This is a genomic window from Liberiplasma polymorphum (assembly GCF_043951795.1).
GTDB classification, from domain to species: Bacteria; Bacillota_I; Bacilli_A; order Izemoplasmatales; family Izemoplasmataceae; genus Liberiplasma; species Liberiplasma polymorphum.
In genome coordinates this window covers 25,957-43,007 of record NZ_JBIOAG010000007.1, presented here as the reverse complement: position 1 = coordinate 43,007, position 17,051 = coordinate 25,957, and the positions used below count along the sequence as shown (strand labels likewise).

17 protein-coding genes are annotated in these 17,051 nt (G+C 29.2%); 16 read left to right on the top strand and 1 reads right to left on the bottom strand.

All coding sequences use genetic code 11. The features are described 5' to 3' along the window. Nucleotides 1-34: 34 nt before the first annotated feature. The 10 genes from ACHAJD_RS02745 to ACHAJD_RS02700 all read left to right on the top strand — a co-directional run bounded on the left by ACHAJD_RS02745 (nt 35) and on the right by ACHAJD_RS02700 (nt 10,621). The gene (locus ACHAJD_RS02745; protein WP_435584330.1) at nt 35-652 is read left to right on the top strand and encodes a hypothetical protein; all 618 of its coding nucleotides are present in this window, start codon (nt 35-37) and stop codon (nt 650-652) included. A 1-nt stretch (nt 653) separates the two neighbouring features. Beyond that, nucleotides 654-1,814: an ATP-binding protein gene (locus ACHAJD_RS02740; protein WP_435584329.1), complete on the top strand. Its 1,161-nt coding sequence runs from the start codon at nt 654-656 to the stop codon at nt 1,812-1,814. Between the two features lie 3 nt (nt 1,815-1,817). Next, nucleotides 1,818-2,504, top strand: coding sequence for a hypothetical protein (locus ACHAJD_RS02735; protein ID WP_435584328.1), 687 nt, complete (start codon nt 1,818-1,820; stop codon nt 2,502-2,504). Between the two features lies 1 nt (nt 2,505). Next, on the top strand, nt 2,506-3,303 hold the full coding sequence (locus ACHAJD_RS02730; protein ID WP_435584327.1) for a hypothetical protein: 798 nt from the start codon (nt 2,506-2,508) through the stop codon (nt 3,301-3,303). Further along, a complete protein-coding gene (locus tag ACHAJD_RS02725; protein WP_435584326.1) occupies nt 3,300-4,031 on the top strand; it encodes a hypothetical protein in 732 nt (243 codons plus the stop codon). Before ACHAJD_RS02730 ends, ACHAJD_RS02725 begins: the two co-directional genes overlap by 4 nt. Before the next feature lie 2 nt (nt 4,032-4,033). Then, complete coding sequence (locus tag ACHAJD_RS02720) at nt 4,034-6,631, top strand: hypothetical protein (protein ID WP_435584325.1); 2,598 nt, start codon at nt 4,034-4,036, stop codon at nt 6,629-6,631. Then, nucleotides 6,628-7,566 carry a hypothetical protein gene (locus ACHAJD_RS02715; protein WP_435584324.1) on the top strand — a complete coding sequence of 313 codons (939 nt, stop codon included), beginning with the start codon at nt 6,628-6,630 and terminating at the stop codon, nt 7,564-7,566. The genes ACHAJD_RS02720 and ACHAJD_RS02715 overlap by 4 nt, the downstream gene beginning before the upstream one ends. After that, the gene (locus ACHAJD_RS02710) at nt 7,559-8,779 is read left to right on the top strand and encodes a hypothetical protein (RefSeq protein WP_435584323.1); all 1,221 of its coding nucleotides are present in this window, start codon (nt 7,559-7,561) and stop codon (nt 8,777-8,779) included. The genes ACHAJD_RS02715 and ACHAJD_RS02710 overlap by 8 nt, the downstream gene beginning before the upstream one ends. Before the next feature lie 164 nt (nt 8,780-8,943). Then, entirely contained in the window at nt 8,944-9,729 is a 786-nt protein-coding gene (locus ACHAJD_RS02705; protein ID WP_435584322.1) for a hypothetical protein, read from the top strand. A 10-nt stretch (nt 9,730-9,739) separates the two neighbouring features. After that, nucleotides 9,740-10,621 carry an ATP-binding cassette domain-containing protein gene (locus ACHAJD_RS02700; protein WP_435584321.1) on the top strand — a complete coding sequence of 294 codons (882 nt, stop codon included), beginning with the start codon at nt 9,740-9,742 and terminating at the stop codon, nt 10,619-10,621. A gap of 80 nt (nt 10,622-10,701) precedes the next feature. Here the strand turns inward: ACHAJD_RS02700 and ACHAJD_RS02695 are convergent, their stop codons facing one another. Beyond that, complete coding sequence (locus ACHAJD_RS02695) at nt 10,702-12,024, bottom strand: endonuclease (RefSeq protein ID WP_435584320.1); 1,323 nt, start codon at nt 12,022-12,024, stop codon at nt 10,702-10,704. Nucleotides 12,025-12,347: 323 nt separating this feature from the next. Between ACHAJD_RS02695 and ACHAJD_RS02690 the strand changes: the two genes are divergently transcribed. From ACHAJD_RS02690 to ACHAJD_RS02665, 6 genes are all read left to right on the top strand, one after another. Beyond that, nucleotides 12,348-13,952 (top strand): EAL domain-containing protein, encoded by a 1,605-nt coding sequence (locus ACHAJD_RS02690; protein WP_435584319.1) that lies wholly within the window; start codon nt 12,348-12,350, stop codon nt 13,950-13,952. Nucleotides 13,953-13,962: 10 nt separating this feature from the next. Continuing rightward, complete coding sequence (locus ACHAJD_RS02685) at nt 13,963-14,190, top strand: hypothetical protein (protein WP_435584318.1); 228 nt, start codon at nt 13,963-13,965, stop codon at nt 14,188-14,190. Nucleotides 14,191-14,292: 102 nt separating this feature from the next. After that, nucleotides 14,293-14,958 carry a Pycsar system effector family protein gene (locus ACHAJD_RS02680; protein ID WP_435584317.1) on the top strand — a complete coding sequence of 222 codons (666 nt, stop codon included), beginning with the start codon at nt 14,293-14,295 and terminating at the stop codon, nt 14,956-14,958. Next, nucleotides 14,958-15,695 (top strand): adenylate/guanylate cyclase domain-containing protein, encoded by a 738-nt coding sequence (locus tag ACHAJD_RS02675; RefSeq protein ID WP_435584316.1) that lies wholly within the window; start codon nt 14,958-14,960, stop codon nt 15,693-15,695. Before ACHAJD_RS02680 ends, ACHAJD_RS02675 begins: the two co-directional genes overlap by 1 nt. Continuing rightward, entirely contained in the window at nt 15,692-16,771 is a 1,080-nt protein-coding gene (locus ACHAJD_RS02670) for a hypothetical protein (protein ID WP_435584315.1), read from the top strand. Before ACHAJD_RS02675 ends, ACHAJD_RS02670 begins: the two co-directional genes overlap by 4 nt. A 10-nt stretch (nt 16,772-16,781) precedes the next feature. After that, nucleotides 16,782-16,964 (top strand): hypothetical protein, encoded by a 183-nt coding sequence (locus ACHAJD_RS02665; protein WP_435584314.1) that lies wholly within the window; start codon nt 16,782-16,784, stop codon nt 16,962-16,964. The last annotated feature ends 87 nt before the right edge of the window (nt 16,965-17,051 follow it).

The window sequence follows — 17,051 nt, the reverse complement described above, 5'->3', positions numbered from 1 at the left end:
GAATTATAAAACCTAAAAATAAGGAGAATGAAAAATGAGTTTATTAATGACTAAAAAGAAAAAAACGAGGTTAGAAGAAGCAAGAAAACAAAAAGAATTACAAGCGAAAATAACAGTAAAAAGAACTTTAAATCAAATGAGAAATCAACTAAACAAGTTAATCCCTTATAAAAAGTCGTATATAGCGAAAGCAAAAGAAGCTGTTTTAGTTAATAATCAACAAGCTTATGCTTTATCTAAATCAGGACTAAAAGCTTTAGTTGCTAAACAGAGATTTTTAGAATCCATGATAATGAACTTTGAATTAGCAGTTGAAACCAATGAAATGAATAAGATAATTGAATCTTTTGTTCAAGGAATAAATATTATCTCAAGCCAGCTACAAGAAGTTACTTCATCCGTTGAAATGACTAAAGCACAGCAAGCTTACGATCAAGCCATCGCAAATAACGCTTCACAATACGAAGCCCTACAATCCTTTTTAGAATCTACATCTACAAGTTTTGAATCTATGGAAATTATTGGTGATAATATTTCAGATGAAGAAATTGATCGCTTAATCAATAATGATGCCGCAGATTATGAAGCAAATATCGATAAAGCCATCGATGAAAAATTGAGTTCAATAAGAGAAAAAATGGAGAACGTCTAATATGGATGAGAACAGAATGTTATTGGATTCATTTAATATTTACTATAGTAAAGGCATTAGCGCATTAGAAGCTTCTGATCTAAATAGGGCTAAAAGAAATTTATTACTAGCCGCTGAAAGTTTATTAAAACTATCAAAAAGTTCAACTGGTTCGCTCAAAGCGGATAGGTTAAAAAGAGCAGATGAACTAATTAAACTAGCGGGAGAGATAAATGTTAAGCTAGCGCATAGTGATGATTCAAATTTAAAAAGATCTACACCTTTAGATACAAGTAAGTTTATAGGAAATCAAAATAGTAAAAATACAGTTCAATCTAGTGAAGAGACTACAGGAAAGTTTTCGCCAGCTAAAAAAACAGGAGTTAAACTCGATGATATTGCAGGACTTTATGCTGCTAAGAATGAAATATATCAAAGAATAATAGCCCCTCAAAAATTTCCAGAACTTTTTGAAAAATTTAAGAAAAAATCAGGTGGTGGAATTTTACTATATGGACTACCTGGCACAGGAAAAACTATGTTTGCTCAAGCTATTGCTACTGAGTTAAATGCAACATTTTTTGAAGTAAAATCGTCTGATATTGCTTCGAAATGGTTTGGAGATAGTGAGCAAAACATAAGAAACCTATTTACAGAAGCAAGAAAACACAAAGTTTCCGTTATTTTCTTTGATGAATTTGAAGCCTTAGGAACCAAAAGGGAAACGCATTCAACTGTTATGAAAAGATTAGTCCCAGAACTATTGTCACAAATTCAAGGATTCGAAAAAAACGAAAATACCTTGCTTATAATTGCCGCAACCAATAGACCGTGGGATATTGATTCAGCATTTCTCAGACCAGGTCGCTTTAATACACAAATATATGTTGATTTACCCGATGATGCAGCAAGGAAAAAAATAATTAGTGATCAGTTAACTCAAGTTCCGGTTTCTGAAGATTTAGATTTTAATTACATTGTTGAAATAACCAACGGATTTAATGGAGCAGATGTAGTCGAGTTTTGTGACAAACTTAAAGATCAAGCCATTCAAAACTCAATTCAGAATAACGGTGTTCATAAACCTATATCAAAAGATGATGTTGAATTAACAAAAGAAATTGTGTTTACATCAGTTCAAATGGATGATTGGAACAAAATTCAAAAATATAGAGGGGTATAAATAGTGGATAAATTTGGTGAATATATCATTGTTAAAGAAATCTTTAATACAGATAGACAAAAGATAAAAATAATCTCACCTAAAGGAGACCAAAATGCTGTAAGGTATTTGATCTACGATCAAGAAAACAACCAATACTTTGAAGATAACTTGTTAAAGTATATTCCAAAAAAGGGGCTTTTTGCAAAGTCGCAGGTCTATCATGTATATTATATTAATCCAACCCCAATCAGCCAAAAATCAGTAGTATTTGTACCATTTAAGGACAATGATTTCGAAAAAGCAATCTATGAAATGAGAGTTCCATATGATTTTACAATAAAGACTGATGTTGTAACATTAAACCAAATGATAAACTTTATCGGTAATTTCAGTTTTTCAGGGAGAAGCAAAATTAGTAATACTGAGCTTATTAGTATGTATAAGGTTGATTTGGATTACATCATTAAACAAGTTGTCGCTGAAAAGTTGCAAACACACGGTAGAATTAGTATTCATAATTTTTTACTTGAAATTGAAAAGGATATCATTAATACAGTTGGAAATTATGCAAGTTTTATAGAATCCGGAGTAAAAGTAGCGAGTATTAAAATTGATCCTAGTATTTCATTTGATGAAGCTAAAATTCAAGAAAGAGTTACACAAAACGTAGCACTTAAGAAGATTGCTAGTAGAGGGGAGAATACATAAAATGGCGTTATTCAATAAGAATAAAAATTTAGTAAATAAGCAAAAAATCCTGTCTAAATTTGACGAACTATATGTTAAAAGCACTAAAAATAATTTGACTAACATAAGTCAAAAATCCTTAGAAATTCGAAAAATCATTGTTAATAAAAATTTAAGAACCAGTGAAATAAATCAGATCATGAAATATTTCGATCAAATGAATGGACTTGATTTAGTACATCAGTCTTCTTTTGTAAGTAATCTTTTAGATCAAATGAATGATTTAATAAATCGAAAAAATAAATCAATGACTATGGAAAATCAGTACATGTTGGCTAACGAGCAAAATACTGCGAAAATCTCAAACGCAATTTTACAGCTTAATCAAGAAATCGTAAATGTAGATGCTAAAATTGAAGATGCATTAAAAACGAATCAAAAGAATTTATGGATCGTTTATTCGCAAAGAAGAAAAACAATTCATCAAAAGATAAGTTTATTGCAACAAGATTTAGAAAGAGTAGCTGTCAAATCATCTACCATTGATGTTTCAATGCAAGTTCAACAATCTTCTCAACTAACCAAAGAATTAGAAAAGCAATCTTCTGCAGTTAATCTTATTGATATAGCTATGGATTTAGAACAAAACCAACAAAACGCAGAACAAATTCTAGATGAAAGTAACGAACTTGATAATCTTATAAATGTCTCGACATCACAAGCGGTTGACTTCGAAAAAGCACGTGAAAACTATTTGCTTGAATCAAACGAAAAAGCATCTAATCCAGCGTCAGTAAAAGATGAAGTTGTAAAAGAATGATGAACTGTCATAGATGTGGAAAACCGATTCGAGACAAATTATCAAAGTGTGAGTACTGTGGAGAGACCTATAAGCCTAATCAAAATCATGCATCTTTAGAAAGTCGTTTAGCTATCGTTGATCAACTTGTATTTTCAAACATTACACAAACTAAAATTAGCTATGAAAGTGTCCAAAATCTAGAGATGATTGTTCAACAACTTGAGCAAAGACTATCAATGGATTCTGAAAACTATGAAAAAATATTCAATTCGATTTTGAAGGTTGATGAAACGCTTCAAAATAAGTACCCTGTTCGTGAAGAAATTCAATCAAATCAAAAAGACTTTGAAAACAAAACTACATCAGGGATGGTAGAAGCTTTATTGGATTTACCTACACCAGAAGTTAATTTAAGTGCATATAAAATTCGAAGCGCGATAGAAAGACAACTTAGAGATTTTTATAAGGTACCTTATGTAAAAAGAATAGGATTTGTAAAGAACTTAAATCCTGATGGAACTTATGATGAATTTAATGATGGATGGGAAAGATATTTGATTGCGACTAATAACGAAAATAGTTCTAGAAAATTGTCAAAACAATATCGTTTTCTGAACTTATTTATCCACGATAGTGATGAGAATAATCAAAAACTAAGTAAAAACTTTTCAACCCTTGAAGATCAAAAAAAGTACTTGCTTGAAACGTTGTATAAGTTTAAGCAATATAATTTAATATGGGAGTAAATATGTCGCATATTGATTTAACTAAATGGAAAGAAGCGCTTAAAGATTATCATTCCCACAATATGAATTCATCAATCATAGAACAATTTAACAATTTTAAAGAAGACGCTAAAAAAGAATACTACCCTGAGTTGAACGATATAGTATTTCAAGTTTTAGAGGTAGCCAAGCACAAAAAAGATCATTTTATCGCTGGTAAAGTTTTAACATGGGCTCTAAAAAATGTTGATGGCGCACACTATTCAACGTTTAAAACAAGTGTTGAGTCTTTTTGTTCATCGGATGTGTTTGCACCATTAATTGATTCTGAACACATCTATAAAATTATTGTTGAAGACATCAAAAATAATAATGATGATTTAGTTGAACACATGAACATCATAGTAAGTCTCGCTGAAACAACACAATCGCTTAAAGAAGTTAATGAGTTAATTAAAAAATTGAAATCTAGAAACGAGTATGTTGATAAAAAAAGTGTTAATAAACTTTTTGCTAAGTTAAGAGATAGTCGTTTAAATACAATTGGTGAAACAAATGATAAACACACTATTAAATTTAATCAGTTAGTTAAAAATCATCAAGGTAGAAGACAAAGGATTAAATTCATTAAAACCATTGGTACATTTGCTAGTGGATTTGTCTTAGCCGTAACTTTAATTTATCAATTTTTAGTTCTTGATATAGAAGTTAAAGCAACAAATGAAGTTATTCAAATCGTATATTTGGACGAAGTTCCAACAAACGATTTTCAAATTATCCATAAAATGATTTTGAGAGATAAAGAAATTGATATTACCGAAGATATGTTTTTATTTGATGAAAATTTTATCGGAACTCAAACTGCTTACATAAGGTATAAAAACAAACAAATTCCATTTACATTAATTATTTTACCCTTACAGTTAAAACAACCAGAGTTTACGATTAACCAACAGCAACTTCACATGCATAATGCAGGGATAGAGGTTGATTATCAAGTGAAAATAAATGATGACATTTTTGATATTGAAACGAGTGTTTTCGATTTAAGTTTTTTAACTGAAGGAACCCATGAGATAAGTGTAAAAGCTGTAGCTTTAAGTGAAAAATATATTAATTCTGAGTTCTCTGAATCAATTACTGCAACAAAGTTGAATGATTTTAATGAGATTGTTTATGATCAGGATAGACTTCAATGGAATCCGATTGTAGGCGCAAGTTATTATATCGTAAGCATAAATAATAAACAGTTTGAGACTACCGATTTAACGCTAAATTATGATCTCAATAGAAGAGTTAATCACATTAAAATTCAAGCGGTAAGTACAGAAGAGTTTATGATTTCTAATACACAATATGAGTTTGAAATTATAAAGTTAAACACAGTTTCTAATTTGATTTATACTAATTATCGTTTATCTTGGACATCTGATGAAACCAACTATAAATTTCAAATAATTATTAATGATGTTTCTTACGAAACGCTGGATAATTTTTTAGACATTGAATTAGAAATAGGGATACACGAAATAGAGATTATTACTTTTGATCCTCAAGATCAAGCTATAAGTTCAGATGTGTATTCAAAATCATTACATTTTACTAAACTGGAAACACCAAATTATTACTTGCTTGAAGGTAATAATCAAGAAGAAATAATACTGGCTATTGAAAACGTTGAAAATGCAGATGTCTTCGAAATTCTAGTGAAAAAATTCGTTAATTTAATAGACTATATAGAACAAATCTATTTACATGATAATAGTACCTTCTTTACATTACCAACTGATAATTATATGAAATTTGAAATTCGAGTAATATCAAAGAATACCTTGTTCGAGCATCAACCTTCAAATGTCGGTGATGTGCTAACGATTCATAAGCTTCAGACACCTTCAAATGTTGATTATACTAATAATCAACTTACATGGGAGGATATAGCATTTGCAACTGGATATAATATTTGGATTAATGAAGATTTTTACACATCAAAAATTAATGCTTTAACAGTGACGCTACCCTCAGGATCTAATACAATAAGAATCCAAGCTACTGGTGAATATTTGAATACAATCAAGAGTAACATATATGAAACCAATTTAAATCGTCTAAGTGGCGTTTCTAATATCGCTTACGTTAGTAATCAATTAGTATGGGAATCATCTGAAACTGAACACACGTTCGTTATCACTATTAATGGAGAAGTTTATCAAACAACTAATTATTTCTTAAATCTTACATTAGAAGTTGGTGTTCATGATGTTACTATTCAAGTAGTTGATTTAGATGGAATATATATAGCTTCTAGCCTTGTACAAGTTCAAATAGGCTTTGAGAAACTCGTTGACCCAGTGATTACACTATCATCTGGTACAACATCAACCATGTATCAAGTAACCATTGATGAAGTTTTAAATGCTACAGTGTATCAGTTAACGATTGAGATTTACAATAATGATGTTTTGGAATGGGAAAACACCATTGAATTAAGAGACACGTATAGCTATACATTTTTCGCTTCTAATGAATCAACAGATATTGTTGTAAAGGTTACAGCGATTGATGAAAACGGTCAATATGCGAACTCGAATCTAATTAGAAAGGGGTATGAGATAGAATGAAAAAATTAGCGATTATGTTTATGCTCACACTATTTATAACAATATTAGGTGGATGTGGCAACGACGAGAAAGAAAAAATATTTATTGATATGACTTATGAAATTTTTGAGTTTCCTATAGTAGATAACGCTCCAAATCAGAAGCCAGAAATTCATGTTGGAAAACGATACGTGCTGTATTTTAATGTGGATCTAACAAATCTAACGGATACACTAAGTAAGAAATTTTTATGGCGAGAAGAAGAAAGTGCTGAAGTAACTATAAGGGTTTCACTTGGTGAATTAGACGATACTGAAATAAATTTAATAAACTCAATTAATACACCAGATGGAGCATTTAAATATAACAATTTAGGTAATGGAATTTGGGAAGCGAAGTTTGTGGTAACTAAAGGTAGCGCGCCTGACTTTTCTAAAACACCATTTAATATATGGATTGATACTATAGGGTTAGATTTAGTTAATACTCAACTTATCACCGTATCCATGGAAACCGAAAATAAAAGAATCATAATCAATAACTCTGATGATTATGCCATAACACTTCAACTTAAGGCTGGAGACTTTGAGTTTACTAAAGAGAACCTAACGCAATATTCTGATTTCACTGCACGGCTTACCATTCCAAAAGAGGCTAGCAATATAACCTTCATCTATTATACAAGTTCGAATAAAAATATAAGTGTTGGACAAGTCAATTATTTAAATACTGGTGAGCCACTTCTATTTGATTTTGCGGAGCACCTAGCTAAACTATACTATAATGTAGTTGAGCCAACGACTCAACAAGTCTTAACTATTCGTAACAAAATTATTAATAATGAATATGATAATTATTATTTGCGTATAGAAGCTGATGGAGGCAAAAATTATATAAATCAGATATTTGAATTCAATCCATTTTTAACAGAAGAGGACGATATTATCAATGACTAGATTTGCAATCATAACCATTGTAGCCTCCGTAATTTATACAGCGCTTTTTGGCGGGATTGCTATCTTCATAATAGCAACGAATAGTATTAATCAAAATGCAACATATTATGATCGTATTAGCTATCTATTAAATTCTGATTATGATTTTAAAGTTTATAAACCTTTAGATACACAAGTTGATGAAGTGTTGAGTCACCCATCAGTTGAATCAGTATTTCCCTATTACTTAAGAAATGCTACCTTATCTACCGAAGGGAAAAATACTCAAGTAAAAGCGATTTTTTCATATCCAGAATACCCGATAAATTTAACAGAGTTTAGTGATTATAGATTAATTGCATCTATTGATGATTCAAATATAGAAAATGCATTATATATTGATCAATCAACGGCAATTAGCTTAAACTTAAATTTAGGAGACGAAGTTTTTCTAAATATAGCAAATTTTGATCAATTATTGTTTACTGTCACTAGAATACATGAGAAGAATCATTTTTATGATCAACCAACAGTGTTTTTTCATATATATGATCAAAATGAATATGTTTTTTTTAATGAATCAAGCCAGCTAAACTTTGAAGGTATTTATATTAAGAGTAATAACTTAGAAGGAACGTGGAATTATTTAAAAAACTATGTTCCATATGGAAATTTATTATCTGAGGATTATTTCGGAAGTCAATCAGAATATGAGTTATACTTATCAAATTTTGAAAATCAAGACTACTCGAGTCAAGTGTTTGTAAAAAGTGATGTATTGAACTCAAGAATAGACAACAATAGACATTTATTAGAGCGCTCATCAAGTTTACTTACATTTTCAATTATTTTTTTAGGGTTTGGATATTTATTAATTGCACTTAAAACGTTATATGGTGTTCAGTTTGCTCAAAGAATCGAACTGATAAGTAATAATAGTATTATTAAAAAAACTAAATACTTAATTACCTACGTTTTAAGTGACTTCTTAACCTTTATTATTTTAATATTTATGATGTTTGTGTTCAGACGTATAAACGCAAACATCATAACGACTGAGCATTTTCTGCAAGAGGTTGTTAGTAAGTTACACATAACTATTATGTTAATATTCGTAGTTAACTTGCTGGTTTCAACCATTTCATATTATTATTTAAACAAAAACCAAATCACTAAATCCCGTCCTAATTTTGATATAAAAAAATGGAATCCATTTACTAAAATTAAACCTTAATGTATAGATTAGGTTATATATTTAGGTTGTCAAAGTGGATTTTAGTGGGTTTATTTTTTCAGTCAATCATAAGTGTAATTTTTTTTAGCAACCAAATTACTAATAGGTTAAATCTGCTAAGTAATTTAAATGATTCTAGTTTTATAGAAATAATTGAGGTCGATGTGCCTTTAAATAATACGAATCATTACTATTTTAATCTTAACGCGATTAGAGTGAGTATTAATGGAGATACGATTATAAGTCAACGATACATGAGAGTTGAAGGTCAAAGTTATAATGATAACTATCTAAATCAAAATTATAATACTAATGATAGTTATAGTCTCAATTCTAATGAAGTTGCGATTTCTTCAAATTTAGCGGATAAATATTCACTTAACATTGGTGATACACTAATCGTAACTAAAAATTTTATTGAATATCCTTTTATCATTACTTCTATAATTAGACCGTTTTATGGTGATTTTGAGTTAGACTTTAATCATAACGGGCTTATAATATTTCCATATAATCAACCATTGATTGATCAATTAACTGAACTTAGAATCGTTGGATATAACGAAAGTTTATCTTTATATACATCTAGTTATGTACTAAAATCAGATTTGATTAATGATACTCAATTATCATTAGTGTTATGGTCATTTGGTTTAATCATATTTTGGCTATTTTCTTATATTGTAATTGAGAGTTTGTTTAGTAATGTAGTAAATAATGATGTAAAATTATGTGTTGATTTAAACTATAAAAAGCGACAGACATTTATATATAGTTTGATTAACACATTATATAAATATCAATTATTGTTCTTACCAATAATCATTTATAGCGTTATCATGATATTTTCGGCTTATATAAGCTGGTATGTTATTTTAACTATGGGTATGCTAATGTTATTTTCTTTTATTTTATTAGATTATTTTAGAATTATAATTATTAAGGAATAGGAATTAATTTATGAGCGATGTAATTTTGAGTATTAAAAACCTTAACTTAAGAAATAAATTAACTGATCAGTCTATTATAATCGTTAATAATTTTGATATTAATAAAGGTGATCTTATTTTTATTAATGGAAAAAATGGAACAGGTAAATCCACTTTTTTAGACTATGTATTTAGAATTAACAACACACCGAAGTATGTTGTATCTAAAGATGCATTTAGTATTGACTATCATAGCCAAAATAGTACTTTAACGAATGAGAAATTATTTAACAGTAAAATTGTCTATCTCTCACAAAAAAATACATTCCCATCAAAATTATCACTTTACAAAACACTTTTTTATTCAACGAAAATTGCGATTCAAAATTCTGACTTAAATACTGTTGAAAAAAATGAACTATTAAAAAAAGCAAAACAATTAGCGCGACATTATATGCTTGATGGTCTTGAAAGTGAGAAAAATTTGTTCTTTGAATTAATTAATGATTACAGATATCAAATGATTTCAGAACCATCAAATAAACTTAGTTATGCAATAAAAAAACTAGATAGAATTTACTCTAGTCAGTTAAGTGGTGGACAGACTAAACTAGTAGCATTTTTGTCAGCACTTATAAAGGTTCAAGTTTTTGAAAGTGACATATTTGTTATGGATGAACCATTAAATAATTTGGATTTTAGTAAAATGTTAAGTGTTATTAATTTAACACAAGAAGTGATTGATCAGCGCGCTTCAAATCCTATTACTTTATTAATTATTAGTCATCTCATGATTTTTCCAATTATACATTTGGAGAATGCGATACAATACACGATTAATCCATCAACTAGAGAACTCTTGAGAAGTGAAAAGAATATAGACCATACACAGATATTAAAAGACTTTTACTAAATTTTAATAATTAGTGAAACAGGTAAAAATAGTATAAAATAATGAAAACAGCATTTGCGCTTTCGCAAATGCTGTTTTTTTTAATCAAGTGGGATGTTAGGATGCATGTACCAAATCAGTTCTACAAAGTGTGGTACATCAATGAATGGGTTACGGTTATTTTGATAACCATAAATAAGATTATTTCTATTACGCTCAAAGTCACTGACAGGGTCTTCAAAATGCCAAGTGATTAAGTAATCTAAATCACCCATTTCAAAGTTATTTGCATTTGGTGTGCCACTAACAAGTTTGAGTTCTGCATACATCGTATCCATATAAAACATCACACGTGCCACATTCCCTCTTACTGTGCTATCAGGATTATAAGTAGATGACGTATGGGTTTCAGTGAAATATTTAGCGCCTTTATAATCATTTTCGTTAATATCACTTGGGGCTAAGTTATGTAAATCGGTCCCCATCCCGCGTTCAGTGTTTGAAGGTCTAGGATAGGGCATTCTACTAACAGGCCAAATATGTTCTCTATTCCAGTTACAGGTAGCGTGCGTTGCACAGCTCCATGTGCCTGGTGCACTATTTCTTGTATAAATTTGGATGATATTATTAGTGCTATCTGGATCACGGTCAGTATGTTGTAAATCATATCGTGCATCCCCGTAAGTGCGGTAAGCAACATCACTAATGATGCTTCTTAAGGCAAGTTTTAATTCTAACCCAAATAACCCTTCAGCATCTTTATAATATTCAGGTAACTCAATAGTTAATAAACTAGCATCACGTAAGACTGTTTTCTTAAAAGCAACTGAAGCATAATTACCTTCTGAATCTATCGCATAATATACGACTAAGTGTTCACCCAGTTGATTTGTATCTACCTCACCATAAACAAAACAATCCACTTGATGGTTATCTTCATCAAGGGCAATACAGGTGTTTTCTTGCCAGTCATCTAAATAACTAAAGATACCTTCATAAGGATTGGTAAACCCAATGGTTAAGAGGGTACTTGTATTAGGATAAGGGTGATCCCCTTGATAAGCATAAGCACTTAAATCATAAAGGACACCATCATAAATATCGTCTTGATTATCTTCTGTTACATACACGGCTTTTAAATTATAATCTCTAGATGGTTGAAAGGTGTACGTACTTTCAGTAGAAAAGATTATAAACTTATCAATATCTAGCCAATGGCTAAATGTTTCATTTTCTTGATACAGTGTACTAATCGTCACTGTATCAGTAGAAGAAACTGTTGTACCTGGAGAAACAGAAAGTTCTGCCTCAACATTACTACTTAATGTTACCGTATAACTTTGTTCTACTGGGGGTGTAACTGTACAACCAATCAGTGCAAGTGTCCCTAAAATAAATAAACTTAAAGTCAATAATTTCTTCATGATAACCCTCTTTTCATTAACATTAAACTATACCATAACTTATAAAAAAAAGATAGTTAGCAAATTGAAATTTCATGATTGATTATTACAGTAAAAAGTTTGGTAAATAGTGAAAATACTTATCAATTATAAGATAAAATAGTTTCTAAAAAACATGAAGTTTCATGTTTTTTTCTTAAAACACGACATATACGCGCTGTTCACATTATATAAACTAACGTAAGATAAACATAAGTAGTTATGATAAAACCTCAAATATTGACCGGGTCGTCAATTTTGAGGTTAAAGTCATTTCTATTAATGCTCATGTAAGGAGTGAAACGATGAACATCATTTTTAATCCATCTCAAAGACTAAAATTCTATTTGACTATCTTTGTTTTTTCTTTATGCTTAATGGTTGCGGCATTGGTTTATTTTACCGGTGGTGTCCAGTATGCTTATGCACACTCGATGTATGTTCCTATTATTATTGCGGCCGCTATTTTTGGTAAAAGAGGTGGTGCAATAGCTGCGTTACTTGGAGGGCTATTACTTGGACCACTTATGCCAATTGATACAACAACAAGTTTAATGCAGTCCCCAATTAACTGGATGATTCGTTTAGGATATTTTATGCTAATTGGGACATTAACTGGGTATTTTATTAAACAAATTAAAGTATATTATTTAGAGCGTGTCCATTTTCATAGTCACCTACCCGATGCGAATATTCCGCTAATCACAAGACTATATGAAAAATCTAAAAAATTTGATGAACTAGATAAAGAAACTGCAATATTTACCACTATTAATATAAATAACTATACGAACCTAAATGATTTTTTAGGACACGATAAATATGTGAACATTCTTAAACAAACCTATTTGAGATTATGTGAGTTACTTGGTCATAAAGACATTTATTCTAAAGACATGCATTCATTAATTATTTATACATCGAATCATGAAAATATAATGCAATTAAATAAAGAAATAGAACTTCTTTTAGTAGAACCTTTTTATATTGATAACATTCCCATTCACTTAGAAACAGTATTAGGCAGTTCACCGTTTAACGAAACCATTGAACAAACCCTTAATCAGTGTATCGTAAGTTCAAGATATGCAGAAAAAAATCATTTACCATCGGCCACGTTTAATAAGATTTATGTAGAAAAAAACTTAGAGTTTACTTATTTAGGGTCAGTACTTGAAGCCTTAGAAGATAATGATTTTTATTTAGTCTTTCATCCCCAACATAACGCGTTAGATAAAGGAAGCGTTTGTTTAGAAGCCCTCCTTAGATGGAACCATAAAACATTAGGGAATATTCCACCTAATAATTTTATTCCAGTAATAGAAAAAACCTCTTTAATTAACCCACTCACAGAATGGGTCGTTAAAAGATCACTAGAAGCCATTAAAACATTTGAATCCCATGATATTGATGTAATCATTGCGATTAATATATCCACAAAAAACCTATTTCATGAAAACTTTTTTGAAATGATAAAAAAATGGTTAGATCATTACAACGTCTCACCAAGTAAAATCGAACTTGAAATTACAGAATCATCTTTAATGTATAACCCAGTTGCATCAGAAGAAGCCTTAAGAAAACTAAAAGATTACGGCATTAGTTTATCCATTGATGACTTTGGGACTGTTTATTCATCATTTACTTACTTAAAACGTTTCTCAGTTCAAAAACTTAAAATAGATCGCTCATTTATCGCAGACTTAGAAGATAACTTAGCCTCTAAAAGTATTATTGAAACAGCTATCTATTTAGCCAATAAGCTAAACATAGAAACCGTCGCAGAAGGTGTAGAAACAAGTAATCAATTAGATGTCATTAACGGATTAGGTTGTAACTACACACAAGGCTATTTATGGACAAAGCCATTACAATTAGATGCGATTATTGGGTATTTAAAAAATGTGTAAGGAGAAAACTATGATGGAAGATAAATTAGTTTTTTGTGATGTTTGTGAAAAGCAAGTTAAAACCAGCTTAAGGACTATTGAAAAAACTTATACACATAAAAATAAAAGCGTTACACTAGATGTTACTGAACGCTATTGTTTGGAATGTAAAACACAAGTGTATGATGACGAACTAGATCAAAAAAGTTCTGAGGAATTTGTTAATCGATACAACATACTTTACATTAGTAAGAAGTAGTATTATTTATGAGTATTGAAAAAAAATGATATTTTATAAAGAATCAAATGAAAATGTAGAGAGTATTAATTATAAAATAAATTTATATAAGGGGTTTTCATAATGAGCGAAAGATTAGATACTTTATTTAAAGTGAGAGAAATGATAATTGAACAGCAAAGAAATTCAGATTCAAAAGCACATATTTTTATAATATTTTTATCTGCCATTATTTTGTTGATGTATGAAACACCAATTATTACAAACGATGCTAATATAATAACTACTTTAAAAATACTTCTTATAATGTTAGTAATACCTCTGTTTCTGTTTGTACTTACACTTATACCGATATACTCACAAGAGAATAAGCAAATTAATAAAATAAAGAAATTTAATATTATAGATGCTGAGTTAAATATTCACTATTGGAGATCTATACAAAGATTTCCTAACTTTATAACTTTTAGAGAAAAATTCGAGACAAAATATAATGCGAGCGATTTAAGCAAAATAGAAATTGATTTGTTGGAGCAAATATATATTAATTCTAAAATAATGGAACGAAAATCTTATACACATAAGCTAGCATTTTATATACTTGGAATATTAGTAAGTATTTTTATTGTTGGATTATTCGTGAGTTTATTGAAAATTACTAATAATTGGATAATTTTATTTTTTCTATTTATCGCTCTATCAACTATGAATGGTTATTTATTCAGAATAAATTCATTATTTAATAATGCAATGAAGGTTTTCAATTTTATGATTAGGAGAAAGAGTTAATGTATGATTATCAAAACGCTAAAAAGAGAGTATGGGACATATTAAATTCAAAAACTCCGGTTGAAAAAAAATCTACGATACCGTCGAGAGAGGAAGAGTTCACTTATAAAAATGGAATTAAGGCTTGGGTAGGAGCTATATTTGTTGATATAGTAGACTCTAGTACTATTTTTAAAAGTGGAGATGAAAAAATAGCAAGAATAATTAGAGCATTTTCAAAAGAGATTATTAATATCCTAAGTGATTCCAATAATTATCGCCAAATTGGGATTAGAGGTGATTGTGTTTATGGTATATATTCAACGCCCTATAAAAGTGATCTTGGAGAGATCTTTACTTTAGCGTATACAGTTAATACGTTTATGGGAATGTTAAATGCTATTTTAGTTAAGTCTGGTTTTCAACGAATACAAGTTGGTATAGGACTCGGATGTTCAGAAGATTTAGTTATTAAGGTTGGTAAAGAAAAATCCGGTATAAATGATATGGTATGGATAGGTAGTGCTGTTGTAGATGCTGCAAATTTATCTTCAAAAGCCAATAGGGGTAATGTTTCACCAATAGCCATGAGCACCCTATTCTATACCAACATTATAAAATCATTGATTGAAGAGAATTCAAGTTATAATACATGGATAAAAAAATATGTTGAGTTGGAAGATTATAAAAGGTTCGAGTTTTATCATTGTAGTATTATAGATTCAAAATTTAATGATTGGATTAAACAAAACTTATGATTAGCAATGAAAAGCTTAAAAGAGTTAGAATTAACTCAACACTTGGTTTAGTATTTCATCCTGCATCTCCAATTGTGATATTATTTGTTGGATTTTTGCTCCAAATAATATTTAATGATTTAGACAATCTGTTGATAAATTTCAATTTCCATACAATAGTAATATTTATTATAATAATTTGGTTTTCGGCATCATTTATTATTTTTGATCAAAAAAAATTCAAGTTAGTTATTTCAAACTTAGAAAATAATATTAGCAAATATCAACATAGTATAAACGAGTTATCCCTTGTATTCTCAAGTGATTTTGAGAAAATAGCTAATAATTTTAATTATGCAAGACTTCTTAGTTATTTGCGAAATTTAATATCAACCGACTCAAGAATAAACTCTTTGCAAGTATATAAAAAAGTCGAATATCAAATTAATGGTATCTATATTATAAAGTTAATACATTTTTGTGGATATGCTAATGAGTTATATGATACGAATGCTATTTATCAAATTTATTATAGAGTACCAGTTGATTTATATAATGATATGACTGATATTATGGATGAAATTAATAATAATAGTCCAATAAATTTAGATATTGATAAAATTACAAAAAAGTTAGGTTTTTACATAAAAAAAATGAGAAAGTTTTATAATGAGTATTGCAAGAATGGTAGTTTAGATGCATTAGACTACTGTAGTTTTATTTTCAGATATATAAATGTTGTTTCAGTGGGTCTGTTTAAAGTTGTTAACGAGTTGGTATTTGAATCGTTTTCTGATAGTGAAATTCAAACAATTATTAAGTTTAAAAGAACCGGGGTGCTAGGCACTATTCTTTTAAAAAATCCATATTTTTATAAGAACCAAAACTCACTCTATGAAAATAAAAAGAGAAGTTATTTATCACTTCAAATTAACGACAACGTGAGTGACTATACAATGAATGTAACGTTATCTACTCATTTCACTAATAAGTATTGTAACAATACAAACTCACTTCAAGAAAATTTACATGAAATTACAACTAATATTAATAATGAGTTAGCAAAGTCTGTACAAAACAATAATATTCATAATTAAGGGGGAAATCATGAGCAATAAAGTTTCTTATCCAAATGACTATGGTACAACAGAAAAAATGCTGGTTAAATTTGAAAGCATTGGAATCAAGATAGACTTAACAAAAAAATTTAATGAGACTGACGCTTTTAATGCTATTATTCAAATTAACGCTAAAAGTAAGAATGACATCCATTCAAAAGACAAGGATTAAATAATTAAAAATTCACTAATTCCATTAAATATACACACTTTCTTGTTATAATAAGAATACAAGAAACATGAGCGCTTTCTTGCAAAG

Excerpts from the sequence above, each read along its gene's own strand:
- ACHAJD_RS02745 (WP_435584330.1), top strand. The coding sequence starts at position 35 with ATGAGTTTATTAATGACTAAAAAGAAAAAAACGAGGTTAGAAGAAGCA.
- ACHAJD_RS02740 (WP_435584329.1), top strand. The coding sequence starts at position 654 with ATGGATGAGAACAGAATGTTATTGGATTCATTTAATATTTACTATAGT.
- ACHAJD_RS02730 (WP_435584327.1), top strand. The coding sequence starts at position 2,506 with ATGGCGTTATTCAATAAGAATAAAAATTTAGTAAATAAGCAAAAAATC.
- ACHAJD_RS02725 (WP_435584326.1), top strand. The coding sequence starts at position 3,300 with ATGATGAACTGTCATAGATGTGGAAAACCGATTCGAGACAAATTATCA.
- ACHAJD_RS02720 (WP_435584325.1), top strand. The coding sequence starts at position 4,034 with ATGTCGCATATTGATTTAACTAAATGGAAAGAAGCGCTTAAAGATTAT.
- ACHAJD_RS02715 (WP_435584324.1), top strand. The coding sequence starts at position 6,628 with ATGAAAAAATTAGCGATTATGTTTATGCTCACACTATTTATAACAATA.
- ACHAJD_RS02710 (WP_435584323.1), top strand. The coding sequence starts at position 7,559 with ATGACTAGATTTGCAATCATAACCATTGTAGCCTCCGTAATTTATACA.
- ACHAJD_RS02700 (WP_435584321.1), top strand. The coding sequence starts at position 9,740 with ATGAGCGATGTAATTTTGAGTATTAAAAACCTTAACTTAAGAAATAAA.
- ACHAJD_RS02695 (WP_435584320.1), bottom strand. The coding sequence starts at position 12,024 with ATGAAGAAATTATTGACTTTAAGTTTATTTATTTTAGGGACACTTGCA.
- ACHAJD_RS02690 (WP_435584319.1), top strand. The coding sequence starts at position 12,348 with ATGAACATCATTTTTAATCCATCTCAAAGACTAAAATTCTATTTGACT.
- ACHAJD_RS02685 (WP_435584318.1), top strand. The coding sequence starts at position 13,963 with ATGATGGAAGATAAATTAGTTTTTTGTGATGTTTGTGAAAAGCAAGTT.
- ACHAJD_RS02680 (WP_435584317.1), top strand. The coding sequence starts at position 14,293 with ATGAGCGAAAGATTAGATACTTTATTTAAAGTGAGAGAAATGATAATT.
- ACHAJD_RS02675 (WP_435584316.1), top strand. The coding sequence starts at position 14,958 with ATGTATGATTATCAAAACGCTAAAAAGAGAGTATGGGACATATTAAAT.
- ACHAJD_RS02670 (WP_435584315.1), top strand. The coding sequence starts at position 15,692 with ATGATTAGCAATGAAAAGCTTAAAAGAGTTAGAATTAACTCAACACTT.
- ACHAJD_RS02665 (WP_435584314.1), top strand. The coding sequence starts at position 16,782 with ATGAGCAATAAAGTTTCTTATCCAAATGACTATGGTACAACAGAAAAA.